Source organism: Mesorhizobium sp. M5C.F.Ca.IN.020.32.2.1, from assembly GCF_004023105.1.
GTDB lineage: Bacteria > Pseudomonadota > Alphaproteobacteria > Rhizobiales > Rhizobiaceae > Mesorhizobium > Mesorhizobium wenxiniae.
This window is the reverse complement of sequence record NZ_RZSX01000899.1, coordinates 1-2,454: the sequence shown is the minus strand read 5'-3', so window position 1 is coordinate 2,454 and position 2,454 is coordinate 1. Positions and strand designations below refer to the sequence as shown.

Below are 2,454 nucleotides of genomic sequence, written 5' to 3'. Positions count from 1 at the left end.
GTTATGGCCTCTTTCCCGCCGTTGCCCGCCCGATGAAGGGCACCGTGGTCGTGCTGACCGGCCGCAACGAGTGCATCGAAAAGTATTTCGAGACCATCCGCAACCTTGCCGATCGCGGCTTTGGCGTTGCCACCCTCGACTGGCGCGGCCAGGGCGGTTCCGATCGGCTGATCAGCGACCGTGAGCGCGGCTATGTCCGGAGCTTCTTCGACTACACGGGCGACCTGGAACAGTTCTTCGAGGAGATCGTGCTGCCCGACTGCCGGGGCCCATATTACATATTGGCCCATTCGGCTGGGGCGGTGATTACGCTGCTTGCTGCGCCGTCGATGGTGAACCGCGTACGGCGCATGGTGCTGATCGCGCCATTCCTGGCCGTGCCCGACCTGCCGGTCTCGACAACCACCGTTCGCCGCCTCTGCTCGCTGTTCTGTCTTCTGGGCCTTGGCAAGCTTTATGCCGCCTGGGGTCCGCGGCCCAGAAGAACCATTCCGTTTGCTGCCAACATGGTGACATCGGATCCGGAGCGGTATCGGCGCAACACGCTGATCTACGAAACCTACCCGCAACTGGCACTCGGCGGCCCGACGATACGCTGGCTGAAAGCGGCGGCGGAGGCGTCCGAGGCCATCAGCGACCCCGACTTCATGGCCAGGATCCAGGTACCCTTGCTGGTGATCGCCGCCGGCGCCGACCAGGTCGTCTCGACCAAGGCGGTGGAAACCTACACCAGGCGTCTGCGCCTCGGTTCGCTGCTGGTGATCGATGGTGCACGCCATGAAATATTGCAGGAAGCCGACTTCTATCGCGAGCAGTTCTTTGCCGCCTTCAATGCCTTCATCCCGGGAAGCGACGACACGAGCTGATTGAGTACCGCACTCCCTCCGGACGCGCAAAGAGCGCTTCAACTCATTGAAATCCATGCCTCAGCTTGAAAAAATGCCTTCCAAGTCGATCGGCCGCCTACACTTGCCGGGCGAAATCCATGATCCAATTGGTCTCCCAGGTCTTGCCGACATCCGGTGAAAAAGCCTGCTCCCAGCGCGCCGATTTTTCAGTGATCCGCGACCACAGGAAGCGAACGTAGATATTGCGTGCGTCGAAGACGTCTTTGCACAGGAACGTGCCGACGCCTGCTTCGAAGGTGCCGCGCATCGGAATATCGATGGTCGCCCGGTTGCGGCCGTCGATCCACCAGATCGACCATTGGCTCGTCGCCGGATCGAACGTCCGCAACGTGGCGGCGCGATAGGCCTCGACGGGCAATTCAATCACATTGTCATCGACATTGCCGAGGCCGCCAAGGATCGGGCGCACTTCGCAGGTCCCGCCAAACACGTCCCAGTTCGTGTCGTCTTGCAGGGGCTTCTGCAACCTCCGATGGTTGACGTTCCAGCGGCCAAAGAAGAAATCGAAATCGGGCCGCCCGTCTGCCGGAGCGTTTTCTGCCGACCCATCTTCGGAATGGTTGGTTGTTGGCTGCGTCGGCATGTGAATCCCTCCGGGACATCACTTCCATAGCAGAGAGCTGCTGACATCCTCCTGTCAGGAGGGTCGGGGAATCACCGCCCGAACGCTTTCCACGCTCAGCCACGCAGCGCCGCCATCGCGGCGGCATGAAGCTCCGGCGTTGCCGCAGCCAGGATGTCGCCACCCCTTTCCGCCGGTCCGCCTTCGAAGGTGGTGACGACGCCACCGGCGTTCTCGATGATCGGGATCAGCGCGACGATATCGTAGGGTTTCAAACCGGGGTCGGCGACGATGTCGACGCTTCCTGCCGCGACCATGGCGAAGGCATAGCAGTCGGTGCCGTAGCGGGCGAGTTGGACCTGCCGCTCGAACAGGTCGTAGCGCAGACGCGCGTCTCCCTTGAACAGTGCCGGCGTGGTGGTGAACAGCGTCGCCTCGGCAAGGCTTGTTGTCTTGCGCGTCGTCAGCCGTCGCGGCCCGCCCGGGCCTTCATAATGGGCACCGGACGCGTTGGCGTAGAAAAGCTCGCCGGTGAAGGGCTGCGACATCATGCCGGCGACGGCATCGCCATCGACCGTCAGCCCGACCAATGTTCCCCACACCGGCAGGCCGGAAATGAAAGCGCGCGTGCCGTCGATCGGATCGATCACCCACACATGCCTGCTGGATATGTTCTCGCTGCCATGCTCCTCGCCGAGAATGCCGTGATCGGGATATTCCGCTGATATAAGCGCCCGGATGACCCGCTCGGCCTCGCGGTCGGCCTCGGTGACCGGGTCGAAGCTGCCTTGCTCCTTGTTGGCGACCGCGCCTTGGCTGCGGAAGCGCGGCAAGGTTTCGGCCGCGGCGGCATGCGCAATGCGCCGCATGAAATCGATGCTGATATCCAACTGAGTCTCCCCGCGATGCAGCCTGCTGGAACCGTCGTTTGCCTGCGGTCTTGCGCCAAAACAAGGGCGTGCGGAACTTTTACGCATCGACAAC

At 62.4% G+C, this 2,454-nt stretch carries 3 protein-coding genes; 1 reads left to right on the top strand and 2 read right to left on the bottom strand.

Translation table 11 applies throughout. From position 1 onward, the window contains the following. Positions 1 to 866: alpha/beta hydrolase (locus EOA86_RS30585; protein WP_164892135.1), on the top strand; the 866-nt coding region annotated here is incomplete at its 5' end. 97 nt (positions 867 to 963) lie between these two features. On the opposite strand, the gene EOA86_RS30580 is transcribed toward EOA86_RS30585, so the two are convergent. Further along, positions 964 to 1,491 carry a DUF1579 domain-containing protein gene (locus tag EOA86_RS30580; protein WP_128345037.1) on the bottom strand — a complete coding sequence of 176 codons (528 nt, stop codon included), beginning with the start codon at positions 1,489 to 1,491 and terminating at the stop codon, positions 964 to 966. Between the two features lie 95 nt (positions 1,492 to 1,586). Next, entirely contained in the window at positions 1,587 to 2,360 is a 774-nt protein-coding gene (hisN, locus tag EOA86_RS30575; protein WP_127209001.1) for a histidinol-phosphatase, read from the bottom strand. Between the last annotated feature and the right edge of the window lie 94 nt (positions 2,361 to 2,454).

Bases quoted from the DNA above. Each gene is read 5' to 3' on its own strand.
- EOA86_RS30580 (WP_128345037.1), bottom strand. From the start codon at position 1,491: ATGCCGACGCAGCCAACAACCAACCATTCCGAAGATGGGTCGGCAGAA.